The following is a 15,156-nucleotide window of genomic DNA, read 5'->3' as shown; positions in this document are numbered from 1 at the left end:
GGGCTTTGCCGAGCCCGTACCAACGGCGAGCAGGGAGTGCGGAGTTGGAAGTCTCAACCACCCCGTGAGGGCGTCGGTCGATCGTCGGTCGATCCTGGAGGAGGCGAAAATGCGGAAGGGGGGCCCGGTGAGCGGTGAGGAGAAGCGGCTGCGTCCCGTCGATCTCGCGCGCGCGGCGGGCGTCTCGGCGCAGCAGATCCGCAACTACGAGGCGTCCGGCATCCTGCCGCCCGCGTCGCGCACGGAGTCCGGCTACCGAAAGTTCACGGAGCGGCACCGCAGCGCGCTGCTCGCCTACCGGGCACTGGCGCGCGGTCACGGCCCGGTCGCCGCGCAGGCCGTCATGCTGGCGGTGCACGACGGGGACGTGCCGCGGGCGCTCGCCCTCGTCGACGAGGGCCACGCCTCGCTGCACGAGCAGCGCCGCTCCCTGCGCGAGGCCGCGCGGGCGCTCGAAGCGATCGCGGGAGGGGACCCGGAGGCCCACACCGGCCGTCCGCCGCGCCCCGACCTGCGGATCGGCGAGGTCGCCGCGCACATCGGAGTGCGCACGTCGGCGCTGCGCGTATGGGAGGACGCCGGTCTGCTCACCCCGCGGCGGGACCCCGCGACGGGCTACCGGCGTTACGGCGCCCGCGAGGTGCGGGACGCACGGCTGGTCGACACGCTCCGTCGGAGCCGCTATCCGCTGCCGCGCATCGCCGGCGTCCTCGACGGGCTGCGCCGCACCGGCAGCACGGACGCGCTGCGCGAGGCGGTCGCCCAGCGCCGCGAGGAGCTGGACCGCCTGTCGCGCGCCATGCTCGAAGGCGCGGGCCTGCTGCACGGCTATCTCGCAGGCGGCTAAAGCCTGTTCGGCGCTACTTCCGGGACGATCGCCGGCACTCCAGCGGGGTCACTCGTCGGGCCGATAGCGCTCGCCGGTCCCGTCGTCGTGGACCAGACGCATGCCGTCGGTGGGGTCGTCCGTGGTGAAGGCCGACCAGACCGGGCAACTGTGCACCGGGCCGCCCCTCGGCTTGAAGGTCATCTTCGCGCCGGGGTTCTCGTCGCTGAACGCGCCCACCTTCCAGGTGCCCGTGCCCGATACGCGCTCACGCATGGGGCGCTCGGACTCGGGGTCGCAGTTCGGGCCGAGGGTCACGTCGGTGGCGACGAACCGCCCGTCACTCCGGAATTCCAGTGTGCCCTTCCGATTGGACTTCCAGACGCCGACGATGTCCGACTCCTCGATGTCCGGTTGCGCGGAGCACCCGGCGATCGGCCATGCGACGGCCATGACAGCCACGACCGCACGCGAGACGGCGGTCGCAAGCCCAGGCGAGGGCCGGAAGGGCCTGCTCATCGACTCGCTCCGACGGACGGCCCGGCACGCGGAGGCCGGGCCGCCCGGACCCGGCTCAGTGCAGCGCCTCGCCGTACCCGTCCACCTGGCGCGGATCGCGCGGGCCGGGCCCGACGTACCGCGCCGAGGGCCGAACCAGCCGCCCCGTGCGCTTCTGCTCCAGGATGTGGGCCGCCCAGCCCGCCGTGCGGGCACACGTGAACATCGAGGTGAACATGCTCGCGGGCACCTCGGCGAAGTCCAGCACGATGGCCGCCCAGAACTCCACGTTCGTCGCCAGCACCCGGTCGGGACGGCGCGCGTGCAGCTCCGCCAGCGCCGCGCGCTCCAGCGCCTCCGCCACCTCGAACCGCGGCGCGTCCAGCTCCTTCGCCGTACGGCGCAGCACGCGGGCGCGCGGGTCCTCCGCGCGGTAGACGCGGTGCCCGAAGCCCATCAGGCGCTCGCCGCGGTCCAGTTGGCGCTTCACGAAGGCCTCGGCGTCGCCGGTGCGCTCGATCTCCTCGATCATGCCGAGCACGCGCGACGGGGCACCGCCGTGCAGCGGCCCGGACATCGCGCCGACCGCGCCGGAGAGCGCGGCCGAGACGTCGGCTCCCGTGGAGGCGATGACGCGGGCGGTGAAGGTCGAGGCGTTCATGCCGTGTTCGGCGGCCGAGGTCCAGTACGCGTCGACGGCTGCGACGTGCTTGGGATCGGGCTCGCCGCGCCAGCGCCGCATGAACCGCTCGACGATCGTCTCCGCCTTGTCGATCTCCTGCTGGGGCACCATCGGCACGCCGGGGCCGCGCGCCGACTGCGCGACGTACGACAGCGCCATCACCGCGGCGCGCGCCAGGTCGTCACGGGCCTGCCGCTCGTCTATGTCGAGCAGCGGTTTGAGACCCCAGACGGGCGCGAGCATCGCCAGCGCCGACTGGACGTCCACGCGGATGTCGCCGGAGTGCACCGGGATGGGGAACGGCTCGGCCGGCGGCAGCCCGGGGTTGAAGCTGCCGTCCACCAGCAGGCCCCACACGTTCCCGAACGAGACGTGTCCCACCAGGTCTTCGATGTCCACGCCGCGGTAGCGCAGCGCGCCGCCCTCCTTGTCGGGTTCGGCGATCTCCGTCTCGAACGCGACGACACCCTCGAGCCCGGGTACGAAGTCGGACATCAGGCGGCTCCTCATGATGTTGTCGGCGCCGGCGCGCGGCCGGTTCGCCGGTGTTCGGTCGGGCGGGGACGAGGCGGTTCCACCGCCGGTGCAGGCTGGCGGACCGCGACGTCGTCACTCCAGGCCTGCCCCGTGCGGAGCGTGGTCACCCCCGCCCGTGCGGTCGTGCAGGGCGGCGGCCGGACAACTCCTGTGTGCGCAGGCCGCGATGGTACGGCTGACGATTCTGGAGCCTGCCCGCTCCGGCGGACATCCATGGGACGGGGTGAGATCAGGCACACGGACGCGGCGGCGGATGATGTTGCAAGATGAGTGCGTGCCCGACGCTGACGAAGACGCCGCCCGCAACGCCCCGCTGACCGTCCTCGATCCCGCCGCGATGCGCGCCCGCTACCGCGCCGAGGGGCTCGCGGAGCAGGAGCTCGCGCCCGATCCGTACGGCCAGTTCGCGCGCTGGTTCGCGGACGCCGCGGCGAGCGGTCTGCACGAGCCGAACGCGATGATCGTCTCGACGGCGGACGCGGACGGCCGCCCCAGCTCCCGCACGGTGCTGATGAAGCAGTACGACGAGCGCGGCTTCGTCTTCTTCACCAACTACGGCTCCCGCAAGGGCCGCGAGCTGGACGCCAATCCGTACACGTCGCTGCTCTTCCCGTGGCACTCCATCGCCCGCCAGATCATCGTCGGCGGCACCGCGGAACGGATCGGGCGGGACGAGACGGCGGCCTACTTCCGCACCCGCCCGCACGGCTCGCAGCTGGGGGCATGGGCGAGCGAGCAGTCCTCGACGGTGGCCTCCAGGACGGAGCTCGACCGTCTCTACGCCGAGCTCGCCGAGCGCTATCCGGAGGGCGAGGACGTGCCGGCCCCGCCCGGCTGGGGCGGCTACCGGGTGCGGGCGGAGACGGTCGAGTTCTGGCAGGGGCGGGAGAACCGGCTCCACGACCGGCTGCGTTACGTACGCGACGAGGGCGCATCCACGGCGCCGGGCGCCGCCGGCTGGAGGGTCGAGCGGCTCTGCCCCTGAGCCAGAACGGCGGTGGGTGGCGAACCGTCGCGTCGCAGAAACGGCGGCGCGGTGCGTGCGAACGCAGGCGGCCCGCGGGCTGCTCCGCTCGCCGGGGGCGAACGGCGCCGGTCGGACGAGTCCGACGAGCCCGCGGGCCGGGTGACTGCATTGAGATTGGCCGGCGATACCGGCGTCACACTGTGGCGTCGGCGCTAGGCCGCAGCCACCTCACGCGTCCGGGAACTCTTCATCTACCGGATCACCTCCTTTCTCGTGTACCAGGCACGCTATGCAGCGTGAAAGGACGCCCGCAAGCGATTTCGGGGCGGCAACGATTTCGCCGAACATCGTGTGCGCTGCGTCACGTTCGAGTTGAATGATCCGTGCGCGCAGCGGCAAGCGGCAGTCAATTCGGCGCGTTCAGCTGGGGGTGCTTAGGTGTCCGCTCGATCCAGGACCCACGCTGCTTCGTCGTCCGACGGCGACGACAGGCACGGTCCCGACGACGAACTGCTCCTCGCCGCGCTGCTGGACGGCATGGACGCGGCGCTGTGCGCCTTCGACGCGTCCGGCGTCGTCACCCACTGGAACCGCGAAGCGGAACGGCTGCTGGGCTGGACGCCGGAGGAGGCCGTGGGCCGCAAGGGCCTGGCGGGCTGGGCGGTGCGCGAGGCCGACGCGGAGCAGGTCCAGGCGCGGCTGTCCGCCGCGATGCACGCCCCCGGGCGGCAGGTGCACGAGTTCGCGCTGCTGACGAAGGACGGCCGCCGCCTTCTCGTACGTACGCAGGCGTCCGGCGTCGTCGCGGCCGACGGCAGCCCCATGGGCGTCTACTGCGCGTTCAGCGAGGTGCACGCGCAGATCGACCTGGAGCGCTCGATCGCACTGAGCGAGTGCCTCTTCGAGGACGCGACGTGGGGCGTGGTCCTGGTCGACGCCGATCTGCGTCCCGCGGTGGTGAACATCTCGGCGGCGAGCGCCTTCCGCGTCTCGCGGGCGACGATGCTCGGACGTCCCCTGGGCGAGCTCATCGACCAGGGCGTGGAGGAGCTGGAGGGCGCGCTCCAGCACGTGCTGGCCGACGGGCCGCCCGCGTCCCCCGCCGAGATCTGGGTGACGCTCCGCTCGGGCCGCCGCTCCGCCGAGGAGTCGTCCGCGGCGCCGGGCGAGGGGAACGGCGCGCGCAGATGCTGGCGCAGCGGGTTCCTCCGGCTCTCCTCCCCGCTCGCCGAGGCGCCGGTGCCGCTGGGCGTGGCATGGCTCTTCCAGGACGTGACGGAGTCGAAGCGCCAGGAGCAGGAGTCCGACCGGCTGCGCTTCCGCGACAACCAGCTGCACCGCGCGGCGCGCGCCGCCGCCGAGTGCGAGAAGCCGATGGAGGCCGCGACCGTCCATCTCGACTTCGCCCTCGCGGGCTTCGCCGACCATGCGCTGCTGGATCTGGCCCTGCCCGCCGAGGACGAAGAGGACGGCGACGGCGAGGGCCACGGGCTCGACGCCGACGGGCTGAGCGCGAGCCCCGACCTGGTGCGCGTCGCGTCCACCCCGTCGGCCGGACCGGGCCCGGTGCCCACGCTGCGGCAGGGCGTCGCGGGCGGGCAGGGCGCACCGGGCACACCCGGCGGCATCCCCGTCGGCTACCCGGAGGGACACCCGGCGCATCAGGCGTACGCGCGCTGCGGTTCGGTGCGGGCGAGCGTCGGCGGGGCCGCGTCCGCCGGTGCGGCCGGCGGCGCCGTGATCGAGGGCTGGGCCACCGCGCGCAAGTGGCCGGAGGGCACGGTCCACGGGCTGTGCACGGTGCTGCGCAGCAGGGGCCGCACGCTCGGCGTGGTCACGTTCCTGCGCGGGGCGAGCCGCCGCTCCTTCGACCGCTCCGACGCCTCGTACGCGGAGGACATCGCCGTACGTATCGCGGCCGCCGTCGATATGGAGCGGCTTGAGCAGGCCGCCCGGACGGCACGGACCGCGGGCGGCGCGCACCCGTAGCCACTGGGAGCGCACCCAGCACCCGCGGGGTCAGCGGTAGAAGATGCGGTCCGCGTAGCGCTCCATGACGGTGTCGTTCCACGCGAGTCCGCCGTCGACGTTCCCGGAGCGCAGCAGCGGCGGCTCGATGCCCCGGGAGACGAGCTCGCCCGCGGCGGTGGCCACCACGGCCTGCATCAGCGCGCTGGTGACGACGGTCGAGGCCGGAGCGAACGGAGCGGGCACGCCGTCCGTCGTCAACTCCGCGTCCCCGACGGGGATTCCGCTGTCGAGGACGACGTCGCAGTGGTCCTTGAGGAAGGTTCCGCTGCTGTGCCGGGACGTCGTCTCGCGTGCGTAGGCGACGGAGGTGACGCCGACGACCTTGATCCCCAGGGCACGCGCGTGCGAGGCCATCTCCACCGGCAGCGTGTTGCGGCCCGAGAGGGAGATCACGAACAGCAGGTCGCCGGCGCGCGCGGGCCCGGTCTCCAGCACCGCCGACGCGAGCCCGCCCACGCGCTCCAGGGCGCTGCCGAGCGTGGCGGGGCGCACGTCGACCCCGACGGCGCCGGGCACGGGCAGCAGATTCATCACGGCGAGACCGCCGGCCCGGTAGACGACGTCCTGGGCGGGCAGCGAGGAGTGGCCGGCGCCGAAGGCGAAGACCCGGCCGCCGTCCTCGACGGTGCCGGCCAGCAGCTTCCCGGCGGCCGCGATGTCCTCGGCGGCGGCGTCTCTGACCTGCTGGAGCAGGGATATCGCAGCGTCGAAGAAGTCGCTCGCCAGCGTGTGGTCACTCATTCCGCAGGTCCCCCCGGGGACTCGTCGTGGGCGTCGTCGCAACTCTGGGCCCTGTGCCCGGGCCCGGCGGATTCCCGTCCGTGCCCGGGTCCGGCCGCGATCACGTTAGAGGTCTGGACCAGTCGTCTGTCAAGAGAGCAATCAGTCCGGGGAGGGACGGTTGTCCGTGCGATGCGTCAGAATTGGAGCAGGCCACGGATGGCACGAACTGACGAGGGGCACGCATGTCCGGACTGATCGACACCACGGAGATGTATCTCCGCACGATTCTGGAGCTGGAGGAGGAAGGCGTCGTCCCCATGCGTGCCCGTATCGCCGAGCGCCTGGACCAGAGCGGGCCCACGGTCAGCCAGACCGTCGCGCGCATGGAGCGGGACGGCCTGGTGAAGGTGGCAGGGGACCGGCACCTGGAGCTGACCGGCGAGGGCCGCCGGCTCGCGACCCGCGTGATGCGCAAGCACAGGCTGGCCGAGTGCCTGCTGGTCGACGTGATCGGCCTGGAGTGGGAGCAGGTGCACGCGGAGGCCTGCCGCTGGGAGCACGTGATGAGCGAGGCGGTCGAGCGCCGCGTCCTGGAGCTGCTGCGGCACCCCACGGAGTCGCCGTACGGCAACCCCATCCCGGGCCTTGAGGAGCTGGGCGAGCAGTCGGAGGCCGAGTCGTTCCTGGATGACAGCATGGTCAGCCTCACGGATCTGGGGGCCGGCGGCGACGCGAAGACGGTCGTCGTGCGCCGCATCGGCGAACCGATCCAGATGGACTCGCAGCTGATGTACACGCTCCGGCGCGCGGGTGTGCAGCCGGGCGCGGTCGTGAGCGTGAACGCCGGTGCGACGGGCGGCGTGCAGATCGGCAGCAGCGGTGAGGCGGCCGAGCTGGATTCGGAGATCGCGGCGCACGTCTTCGTCGCCCGGCGCTGACTCGCTGACCGCCCGCGCAGACCGCTCGCGTACGGCTGATCGTCGCGCGGTGCCACTCGCGGTGCCGCCGTGGCCGCCCCCGCTGCGCCGCGCCCGCGGACCATCCGGATTCCCTGACGCCCCGTCAGCACGTCAGCACATCTGCGCCGGGCAAGTGCTCCCGGCCTGAAAGCGGAACATCTTCCCAAAGAGCGCTGCCGGTACGAAAGTTGCGGTAAGCCGAGTGCCCGGCAGTGCGTCGTGCGACGCTGTGGCTACGCATGTACGGGCGGAGGGGAGCCGTCGATGGATCGCGCTGAGCGGGTCGAGTGGGCCGGGAGTGCACAGCGGGCCGACGGAGCGCTGCGCCGGAGGTCACGCAGACCGGCGCCGCCCCGGAGACTCGAACCTCCCTGCGGGTACCCGGCCTTCAGGCTCCGGCCCCGGAGCGCCCCGGCCGGCGCCAGACTCCGCCTTGGTTTTGACCCCGGCAATGACAAGGGCCCCGGTGCCTTCGGCGACCGGGGCCCCGCCTCCCCTTTTCCCCTTGAGGCGACCCAGAGCCCCGAGCTCCCAGGGTCGGCCTTCCTCCCGGTAGCTGTCTTTCCACGACCCCGGCGATCAACCCTTGAGCCCAGTCACTCGAAAGTAGGGGTTTCCGCTGGACTGCGGCGCGTTCGAATAGAAGTTCGATAGCGTGGGGGAGCGGCCAGAAGGAATGGGGGTGCCGGAGCGCATGGTGCGACGGCTCGACGTGACTGGTTCGGACGGAGTCCGGCTCGCGGCATGGGAGTTCTCCGACATGCCCAAGTGCGGCCCGGAGGAGGCGGAGCCCGGCGACGCCGCCGCGGAGAGTAAGCCGTTAGCACGCTCGAAGGGCGTGCTGCTCCTGCACGGGCTGATGGGGCGCGCGGGGCACTGGGCCGACACCGCGCGCTGGCTCTCCGGCCGCTACCGCGCCGTGGCCCTCGACCAGCGCGGCCACGGACGGAGCGAGAAGCCCGTCGGCGGTGAGGGCCAGGACCCGTACGAGCGCGAGGAGTTCGTCGCCGACGCCGAGGCCGCGATCGAGCAGCTCGGGCTGGCGCCCGTCGCGCTCATCGGCCACTCCATGGGTGCGCTGACCGCCTGGCAGCTCGCCGCGAAGCGCCCCGACCTCGTACACGCGCTGATCATCTGCGACATGAAGGCGTCGGCGCTGGGCGAGCACTCGCAGCGCGAGTGGGAGGAGTGGTTCAAGTCGTGGCCCGTGCCCTTCGCGACGCTCGCCGACGTCCGCAGATGGTTCGGCGAGGAGGACCCTTCGCTGGAGCGTCCGCAGCCTTCGCGGGGCGACTTCTTCGCCGAGGTGATGACGGAGAAGGACGACGGCTGGTGGCCGGTCTTCTCCCGGCGGCAGATGCTCCAGGTGCGCGAGGCGTGGGTGCACGACGCGCACTGGGACGAGCTGGCACGCGTGGTCTGCCCGACGCTGGTCGTACGGGGTATCGACGGTGAACTGGGCCGCGCCGAGGCGCAGGAGATGGTGCGGGTGCTGCCGCGCGGCATCTACGCCGAAGTGCCGGAGGCGGGCCACCTGTTGCATCTCGACCAGCCGGCGGACTGGCGCCGGGTCGTCGAACCCTTTCTTCAGGCGGTGCTCCCGACGGACGGCTAGCGGTGCCGGTCGTCCACGGACGCATCGCCCGCCCGCACGGCCGGCGGCACCGGACTCCAGCTCCAACTCCCCTCCGCCGCACGGAAGTCGGTCGGCGATACGGATTTCGTCGGGCGGTGCTGATTCACGAACTTCCAGGGGTCTCGTTACCGGCGGTAGCACCGCTACTGTCCGCGTGCACTTTTGTGTAAGCGGATAGTGGTGCGACCCCGAAAGCCTGCTCTGGAGTGTGCCCATGGCGACTACGTGCCCGAAGTGCGGAACGACATCACTTGAGAAGGCGGAGTCCTGCAGAGGCTGTGGCCGTGATCTCTATCGGGTGTCGTATCCCGCCGCGTCGGGTGCTCTGTGGCACAGCCTCCGGATCGACCGCGTGCCGCCACGTATCGCGGTGAGCCTCGCGCTCGTCCTCGTCGGCGCGGGAGTGTCAACAGGCCTTCTGTTAGGGCGGAGCCCCGAACGGGCAGCCGGTGTCGAAGAGCAAGATCCCGGCGCAGGCCGTCCCCCGCGACCCCACACCGTCGCCGACGCCTTCCTCTCCCAAGCCCTCAAAGACGCCGCCCAGCACGCCGTCCCCGAAGCCTTCGCCGTCGAAGCCCGAGAAGCCCCCCACGTCCGAGCCCTCCGCCTCGCCGACCTCCGGAGCCGGGTGCGGCCCTCGCCGAGCTGACGTCGAATTCGGTCCCGACGGCCACTGGTACGTCCGCGACACCGGCAACGATGAGGACTGCGAAGGCGCCGGCTGGTTCTACGACGAGAGCGGTCACGGTGGCTGGTTCTACGACGAGAGCCGTCACGGTGACTGGTCGGATGACGGTGGCTGGTCGGACGACGGTGGCGGTGACGGCGATTGGTCGGATGACGGAAGCGGCGACGGCGACTGGTCCGATGACGGAAGCGGCGACGGCGACTGGTCGGATGACGGAAGCGGCGACGGCGACTGGTCGGACGACGGAAGCGGCGACGGCGACTGGTCGGACGACGGAAGCGGCGACGGCTACTGAACTTTGATCCGGGGAGGTGCGGCAGGCCGTGCCTCGGGGTGCCGCGGGCCGGGCTCCGGCCGCGGTCCCCGGCGCGGCAGTCTCCGGTGAGGGCGCACGGGGGCACAACCGGGGGCGCACGCGTAATCGGCCAGGCGTGGCGGGTAGTTCCCCACTGCGGTGCGCTGTCCGATAGGCGGTGCATCGACTGAGACACGGGCATATGTCCTGGGCAGTGGTCATCCAATGTCGTCCTGAGGGGGATACATGACCGCCCGGCCTCTGGTCGCTCGGCAGCCCAACGAGAAGCTGCAAGCACTCATCCAGGAAGCCAACTGCTCCAACGCGGGGCTCGCGCGGCGGGTCAACGTCTGCGGACTGGAGCACGGGCTGGATCTGCGTTACGACAAGACGTCCGTCGCGCGCTGGCTCCGCGGCCAGCAGCCGCGCGGGCGCGCACCGGCCGTCATCTCCGAGGCGCTGGGCCGCAAGTTGGGGCGTACGGTCACGCTCGACGAGATCGGCATGGCCGGCGGCAGGAACCAGGCCACGGGCGTCGGGCTGCACTTCTCGCCCACCGTCGCGGGCGCCGTCGAGCAGGCATGCGAGCTGTGGCGCAGCGACGTCGGCCGGCACGGCTCGCTCGGCGGTACGACGGTCGCCACGTCCGTGCTCGTGGAGCCCAGCCGGGACTGGCTGATCACCGAGCCGGACGGGCAGGTCGCGCGGAGCACGGGCGCGCGCGTGGGGATGTCGGACGTGGTCGCCGTACGCGCCACCACGGACGCGCTCTCCCAGCTCGACCACCGCTTCGGCGGCGGGCACGTGCGCCCCGTCGTCGTTCACTACCTCAACAGCGTGGTCTCCGGGCTGCTCGTGGGCTCGTACAAGGAGAGGGTGGGGCGCGCTCTGTTCGCCACGACCGCCCGGCTGACCGAACTCGCGGGCTACATGGCCGTCGACACCGGCCAGACCGGCCTCGCGCAGCGCCACTTCATCCAGGCGCTGCGCCTCGCCCAGGCCGCCGGCGACCGCGCCTACGGGGGGTACGTGCTCGCCGCGAGCATGAGCCATCTGACGGCCTCCCTCGGAAACCCGCGCGAGGCCGCCCAGTTGGCCCGGGCGGCGCAGGAGGGCGCACGCGGTCATGCCACGCCGCGCACCGAGTCGATGTTCTGCGCGGCCGAGGCGAGGGGGCACGCGCTGCTGGGCGACGTACGCGCGTGCCAGGAGGCCGCCGGGAGGGCCGGATCGGCGATGGAGCGCGCGGCCTCCGGCGGCACGGGGGACGATCCGGCGTGGATCTCCCACTTCGACCGCGCCTATCTCGCCGACGAGTTGGCGCACTGCCACCGCGATCTGCGACGGCCGGAGGAGGCCGCCGAGCAGGCGGGCGAATCGCTGGCGGGCCACCCGGAGAACCGGGTGCGGCGGCGGGCCATCGGCGCGTTCCTGCTGGCGTCCGCCCAGTTGCAGAAACGTGAGCTTGAACACGCATGCCATAACGGGACGAAGGCGGTCGAACTCCTCTCAACTCTCCGCTCCGGACGCGGAACCGAGTACCTGGAGGACTTCCGGCGGCGACTTGTGCCGTTTGTGAAGGAGCCGGTCGTACGGGACTTCACGGCTCGCCTGGAGGCGTCACCGGTCACGTAAGTGACGCTGTGTGCCGGTTTGTTCCTTATCCGAGGTGAAGGGTTGGTGTCGCCCCATCAGGTGCGTGGTCGCTCCTCCTGGGCACCCGGTAGCGTGACCCGACGGTTCCGGCAGCCAGTTGATCGATCGAGGAGTCCCGGTGACAGCGCACAGCGGACGTGGACAGGGCGACCAGCCCCTCTACGAGGGTGTCGTGCTGCCGGCGAACGGCGATCCGTGGACCCCCGAGCAGCAGCGTCAGGTCGACCGAACGCACGGGCAGCCTCCCGCCGGACAGCCGTGGGGCGAGCCCTGGGGTCCCGATTCGCAGGCTGCCGTGGCGCCGGGCGAGCACTCGGCGCCGCCGCTGCCTCCGCCACCGCCGCAGGCACCGTCGCCTCCTTCAGCTCCGCCCGAGGCGCCGCCCGCCGTACCGCACCAGCAGCAGTACTCGCTGCCGGGGTACGGGGAGGAGGCGGGCGCGGCGCCGGGCGGGAGACTCGGCGGCGGCGATCTGACGCCGCCGCCCGGACTTCCGGCGCCGGATCTGCCGCCTCAGGGCGTGCAGCCGCCGCCGTCCGCTGACGCTCCGCTTCCTCCGGCGCAGTCTCCGCCACAGGGGCCCGGCCCGCAGGCGTCGCACATACCGCAGGCGCCAGGACCCGTGGACGGCCTGGGCTTTCCCGGGGACGCGCAGCCCCTGCTGCCGCCGCAGCAGCCTCAACAGCCGTTCGCCGGGCAGCCGTTCGCGCAGAACGCCGACGCCACGCAGATGCTCGCCGCGGGGCACGGCGTCTCCGCGCCCGTGTCCGAGCCGCCGCCCGCGGCGGCGCCTTCCGCATCCGGCGCCGCGGCGGCGTTCCCGTCCACTTCGGATGCCACGCAGTACATTCCGCCGGTGACCGGCGCCCCGCCCGTGCCCGGCCAGTACCAGCCGGGGCAGGCGCCGGGCATGGCCGACGCCGACGCCACGCAGATGCTTCCGCCGCAGACCGGCGAGGCCCCCGTTCCGGGCGTCCAGGACCCCGAGTCCACGGCACAGCTCCGCACGCCGCTGCCGCCCGAGGCACCCGCCGGGCAGGGCGGCCAGGGCCGGGGCGGCGCGGCCCAACAGGCGCAGCCGCCCGCCGGGTTCGAGAGCCTCTTCCGCTCGGAGCCAGGTTCGCCCAACGAGCCGGGTTCCACCCAGGGCCTGCCCCTCTTCGACCAGGCGGTCGCCCGGCAGCGCAGCGGCGGAGTCGGCGGCCTCGGCAACGCCGCGGGCCCGGGCGGTGCCGCGGGGCCAGGGGGGCCTGCGGGTCAGTCCGGCCCGGCCGGCCCGTCGAGCCCGTACGGACAGGACCCGCAGAACGGCCAGTGGGAGCCGCAGGGGCGAGCCGCCCGCCGCAACGCCGAGCGGAGCACGCTCTCGCGCATCTCGCCCGGCATCCTGATCGCGGTCGGCGTCGCAGTCGTCGCCGCGGTGGGCATGGCGGCCGGCGCCGCGCTCTCCGGTGGCGAGAAGGGCGACGGCGACAAGAAGGGCAAGTCCTCGGCGGCGCCCGCCAGCGAGAAGTCCGCGGGGCCCGATCCCGTCGAGGCGCAGGCCAAGGAACTCGACAAGCTCCTCGCCGACAGCAACAACAGCCGCGCCACGGTGATCCGTTCGGTAGAGAACATCAAGTCCTGCAAGAAGCTGGGCCAGTCCGCCGCCGATCTGCGGTCCGCGGCGGGGCAGCGCAACAGCCTGGTGACCCGCCTCGGCAAGCTCCAGACGGACAAGATCCCCTCCACCACGCAGCTGAAGGCGTCCCTCACCCGCGCCTGGAAGGCCTCCGCCTCCGCCGACAACCACTACGCGGCCTGGGCCGACCAGACAGCGGGCAAGAAGGGCTGCCGCAAGGGCAAGGCCCGTACAACCGCCCACGTCGGCCTCGGGGCGCGCGCCAGCGGCGAGGCGACGGCCGCCAAGAAGCAGGCGGCGGGGCTGTGGAACCCGACGGCGAAGAAGTACGGGCTGAAGGAGCGGCAGGTCGGCGAGCTCTGACGCACGGGCTCCGACGCACGGGCTCTGACGTACGGGCTCTGATGTACGGGCTCCGGGCACTGACGCACGGGCTCCGACCCTGCGCGCCCCGAACCCGGGGCCCCGGGCGGCGGCCCGCGGAGGGGAACGTATGGTCGATGGTCATGCAGCAGAGTTCCGGGCCGCAGGCCTCCGCGGAGCGAGATTCGGCGAGGGCTTCCCGTCGCACCCCCCGGTCCACCACCATGGACACCATGCCCGTCCATGACATGCCTTGGTGGCGCTGGCGCAGCAACGTGCGCTCCGCACTGCACATGCTCTCCGACCCCGTCTTCCAGCAGGAGTGCTGGGCGACGGGCCGGCCCGGATACGGCGACGTCACCGATGCCGTCTACCGCCTCGTCGAGGACACCTGGCTGGACAACTGGTCCGCCGAGAAGTACGTCGGGACGATCTTCCGCGACTCGCAGGAGGCCGCCCTCGTCGACACCGCGGTGCTGCGGGTGCTGCGCATCATGCACCAGGTGGGCGCCGACGCCCCCGTCGTCTCGTACATGGAGCACCACGGCTGGCCCGAAGCGGTGCGGGCGGCCCGCGACGCCCACGTACGGCTGGCGACCAACGACGGCGAGGACCCGGACGAGCCGCCCCGCTCCCTCGACGTGCTGGCGATCATGCTGCACAGCGTCTGAGCGATACCGGGCGGAAGGGCCGCCTCCGGCTGTGCAAGGCTTGCCTCATGAGCCAGCCGCATGCCGATGCCCGCGCCGACAGCAGCCAGGACGCCTCCGCCGGCTCGGACGGCCGTCGCGAGGAGTACGTCCTCACGCTCTCCTGCCCCGACAAGCAGGGCATCGTGCACGCCGTGTCCAGCTACCTCTTCATGACCGGCTGCAACATCGAGGACAGCCAGCAGTTCGGCGACCACGACACCGGGCTGTTCTTCATGCGCGTCCACTTCTCCGCTGACCCGGGCGTGACGGTGGAGAAGCTGCGCGCGAGCTTCTCGGCGGTCGGCGACTCCTTCCACATGGACTGGCGGGTGCATCCCGCGGAAGAGCGCATGCGCGTCATCCTGATGGTCAGCCGCTTCGGCCACTGCCTCAACGACCTGCTCTTCCGCTTCAGCAGCGGCGCCCTGCCCGTCGACATCGCGGCCGTGGTCTCCAACCACACCGACTTCGAGGGGCTGGCGGGCTCGTACGGCGTTCCGTTCCACCACATCCCGGTGACGAAGGGGAGCGAGGAGAGCAAGCAGGAGGGCGAGGCCAGGCTGCTGCGCCTGATCGAGGACGAGAACGTCGAACTGGTCGTGCTGGCCCGCTACATGCAGGTCCTCTCCGACAACCTCTGCAAGCAGCTGCCCGGCCGGATCATCAACATCCACCACTCCTTCCTGCCGAGCTTCAAGGGCGCGCGGCCCTACCACCAGGCGCACGCCCGCGGGGTCAAGCTGATCGGCGCCACGGCGCACTATGTGACCGCGGAGCTCGACGAGGGCCCGATCATCGAGCAGGAGGTCGAGCGCGTGGGGCACGAGGCGTCGCCGCAGCAACTGGTCGCCGTGGGGCGCGACGTCGAATGCCAGGCGCTGGCCCGGGCGGTCAAGTGGCACAGCGAGCACCGGGTGTTGCTGAACGGCCACCGCACCGTCGTCTTCGCCTGACGGTTGCATCCCGGGACCTGACGGGCGCC

General features: G+C 72.4%; 13 protein-coding genes. 10 read left to right on the top strand and 3 right to left on the bottom strand.

The features are described from left to right. Window positions 1-109: 109 nt before the first annotated feature. The gene (locus QQM67_RS17805; RefSeq protein WP_314174877.1) at window positions 110-847 is read left to right on the top strand and encodes a MerR family transcriptional regulator; all 738 of its coding nucleotides are present in this window, start codon (window positions 110-112) and stop codon (window positions 845-847) included. A 48-nt stretch (window positions 848-895) separates the two neighbouring features. Here QQM67_RS17805 and QQM67_RS17800 read toward each other — a convergent pair whose 3' ends face one another. Next, the gene (locus QQM67_RS17800) at window positions 896-1,345 is read right to left on the bottom strand and encodes a hypothetical protein (RefSeq protein WP_314174876.1); all 450 of its coding nucleotides are present in this window, start codon (window positions 1,343-1,345) and stop codon (window positions 896-898) included. A 55-nt stretch (window positions 1,346-1,400) separates the two neighbouring features. Next, complete coding sequence (locus QQM67_RS17795; protein WP_314174875.1) at window positions 1,401-2,501, bottom strand: citrate synthase 2; 1,101 nt, start codon at window positions 2,499-2,501, stop codon at window positions 1,401-1,403. 379 nt (window positions 2,502-2,880) lie between these two features. Between QQM67_RS17795 and pdxH the strand changes: the two genes are divergently transcribed. Together pdxH and QQM67_RS17785 are read left to right on the top strand one after the other, a co-directional pair. Further along, complete coding sequence (gene pdxH / locus QQM67_RS17790) at window positions 2,881-3,528, top strand: pyridoxamine 5'-phosphate oxidase (protein ID WP_314175134.1); 648 nt, start codon at window positions 2,881-2,883, stop codon at window positions 3,526-3,528. A gap of 420 nt (window positions 3,529-3,948) precedes the next feature. Continuing rightward, complete coding sequence (locus tag QQM67_RS17785) at window positions 3,949-5,499, top strand: PAS domain-containing protein (RefSeq protein WP_314174874.1); 1,551 nt, start codon at window positions 3,949-3,951, stop codon at window positions 5,497-5,499. Between the two features lie 30 nt (window positions 5,500-5,529). Here QQM67_RS17785 and QQM67_RS17780 read toward each other — a convergent pair whose 3' ends face one another. Further along, entirely contained in the window at window positions 5,530-6,282 is a 753-nt protein-coding gene (locus tag QQM67_RS17780; protein ID WP_314174873.1) for an SIS domain-containing protein, read from the bottom strand. A 224-nt stretch (window positions 6,283-6,506) separates the two neighbouring features. On the opposite strand from QQM67_RS17780, the gene QQM67_RS17775 reads away from it, so the two are divergent. From QQM67_RS17775 to purU, 7 genes are all read left to right on the top strand, one after another. Next, window positions 6,507-7,202, top strand: a complete 696-nt coding sequence (locus tag QQM67_RS17775) for a metal-dependent transcriptional regulator (RefSeq protein WP_314174872.1) — start codon at window positions 6,507-6,509, stop codon at window positions 7,200-7,202. A 715-nt stretch (window positions 7,203-7,917) separates the two neighbouring features. Further along, window positions 7,918-8,838 (top strand): alpha/beta fold hydrolase, encoded by a 921-nt coding sequence (locus tag QQM67_RS17770; RefSeq protein ID WP_314175133.1) that lies wholly within the window; start codon window positions 7,918-7,920, stop codon window positions 8,836-8,838. A 470-nt stretch (window positions 8,839-9,308) separates the two neighbouring features. Beyond that, window positions 9,309-9,842 (top strand): hypothetical protein, encoded by a 534-nt coding sequence (locus tag QQM67_RS17765; protein WP_314174871.1) that lies wholly within the window; start codon window positions 9,309-9,311, stop codon window positions 9,840-9,842. A 246-nt stretch (window positions 9,843-10,088) separates the two neighbouring features. Beyond that, window positions 10,089-11,477 carry a tetratricopeptide repeat protein gene (locus tag QQM67_RS17760; RefSeq protein WP_314174870.1) on the top strand — a complete coding sequence of 463 codons (1,389 nt, stop codon included), beginning with the start codon at window positions 10,089-10,091 and terminating at the stop codon, window positions 11,475-11,477. Between the two features lie 139 nt (window positions 11,478-11,616). Next, complete coding sequence (locus tag QQM67_RS17755; RefSeq protein WP_314174869.1) at window positions 11,617-13,482, top strand: hypothetical protein; 1,866 nt, start codon at window positions 11,617-11,619, stop codon at window positions 13,480-13,482. Between the two features lie 224 nt (window positions 13,483-13,706). Then, window positions 13,707-14,153: an SCO4402 family protein gene (locus QQM67_RS17750; RefSeq protein ID WP_314174868.1), complete on the top strand. Its 447-nt coding sequence runs from the start codon at window positions 13,707-13,709 to the stop codon at window positions 14,151-14,153. A 47-nt stretch (window positions 14,154-14,200) separates the two neighbouring features. After that, window positions 14,201-15,127: a formyltetrahydrofolate deformylase gene (purU, locus tag QQM67_RS17745; protein ID WP_314174867.1), complete on the top strand. Its 927-nt coding sequence runs from the start codon at window positions 14,201-14,203 to the stop codon at window positions 15,125-15,127. Window positions 15,128-15,156: the final 29 nt, after the last annotated feature.

This window comes from Streptomyces winkii (genome assembly GCF_032248595.1).
Taxonomy (GTDB): Bacteria; Actinomycetota; Actinomycetes; order Streptomycetales; family Streptomycetaceae; genus Streptomyces; species Streptomyces winkii.
Note: the sequence above shows the minus strand (reverse complement) of the source record. Positions and strands in the feature narration are given on the sequence as shown.

What these genes read in the sequence shown, in the direction of transcription:
- QQM67_RS17805 (WP_314174877.1), top strand. Translation starts at nt 110, where the DNA reads ATGCGGAAGGGGGGCCCGGTGAGCGGTGAGGAGAAGCGGCTGCGTCCC.
- QQM67_RS17800 (WP_314174876.1), bottom strand. Translation starts at nt 1,345, where the DNA reads ATGAGCAGGCCCTTCCGGCCCTCGCCTGGGCTTGCGACCGCCGTCTCG.
- QQM67_RS17795 (WP_314174875.1), bottom strand. Translation starts at nt 2,501, where the DNA reads ATGTCCGACTTCGTACCCGGGCTCGAGGGTGTCGTCGCGTTCGAGACG.
- pdxH (WP_314175134.1), top strand. Translation starts at nt 2,881, where the DNA reads ATGCGCGCCCGCTACCGCGCCGAGGGGCTCGCGGAGCAGGAGCTCGCG.
- QQM67_RS17780 (WP_314174873.1), bottom strand. Translation starts at nt 6,282, where the DNA reads ATGAGTGACCACACGCTGGCGAGCGACTTCTTCGACGCTGCGATATCC.
- QQM67_RS17775 (WP_314174872.1), top strand. Translation starts at nt 6,507, where the DNA reads ATGTCCGGACTGATCGACACCACGGAGATGTATCTCCGCACGATTCTG.
- QQM67_RS17770 (WP_314175133.1), top strand. Translation starts at nt 7,918, where the DNA reads ATGGTGCGACGGCTCGACGTGACTGGTTCGGACGGAGTCCGGCTCGCG.
- QQM67_RS17760 (WP_314174870.1), top strand. Translation starts at nt 10,089, where the DNA reads ATGACCGCCCGGCCTCTGGTCGCTCGGCAGCCCAACGAGAAGCTGCAA.
- QQM67_RS17750 (WP_314174868.1), top strand. Translation starts at nt 13,707, where the DNA reads ATGGACACCATGCCCGTCCATGACATGCCTTGGTGGCGCTGGCGCAGC.
- purU (WP_314174867.1), top strand. Translation starts at nt 14,201, where the DNA reads ATGAGCCAGCCGCATGCCGATGCCCGCGCCGACAGCAGCCAGGACGCC.